Origin of the sequence: Phaeodactylibacter luteus (assembly GCF_007993045.1) — a bacterium.
Lineage (GTDB): Bacteria > Bacteroidota > Bacteroidia > Chitinophagales > Saprospiraceae > Phaeodactylibacter > Phaeodactylibacter luteus.
In genome coordinates, this window is the sequence record NZ_VOOR01000180.1 from 1 (window position 1) to 625 (window position 625).

Here is a 625-nt window from a genome sequence, read left to right on the forward strand (position 1 = left end):
CATAGACGGCAGCCCCTGTGATACCCTCGGCATCGACAATATCCCGCTCTCCCGCTGGCGCTATGAGCAGGATACGCTCACGCCCTTCACGGTGCAGTTTTATGACCTGAGCGACTACGAGCCGGCTACCTGGTCCTGGGACTTTGGGGAAGGCAGCAGCAGTATGGATACCCTGCCCGCTCATACTTTCCCCGGCCCCGGCGCCTACGAGGTCTGCCTCACCGTCAGCAACGCCAATGGCAGTGACACGAAATGCAAAACGCTGGAGTTTACAGAGCCCGTCACGGCCACACAGCAAGCCGAAACAGCCCCACTTGCCACTGCTTTCCCCAACCCCTTCCGGGAGCGCTTCAGCCTTTCGCTACGAGCAGGTTGGCTGCCCGTACAGGCCAATGCGATGGTATACGATGCGATGGGCAGGCCCGTCCTCACGCAGCGTCTTTCCGCGGGCTTCAACACACTGGATTTGAGCGGGCACCCGGCGGGCGTCTACACCTGGCGGTTGGAGGAGCAGGGGCGCGTGCTGGAAGTGGGGAAGGTGGTGAAGATTGGAAATCGTTAAAACTATTGTCTTATGCGGTATTTAATAATTTGTTTACTTCTGTTTGGTAGCCCTCTTCTACAT

Annotated in this window: 1 protein-coding gene; it reads left to right on the forward strand. The window is 58.1% G+C overall.

The genetic code is table 11. The features are described 5' to 3' along the window. Nucleotides 1–562, forward strand: a 562-nt coding sequence (locus tag FRY97_RS22030) for a PKD domain-containing protein (protein WP_147169779.1), incomplete at its 5' end; no start/stop codon positions are given. Between the last annotated feature and the right edge of the window lie 63 nt (nt 563–625).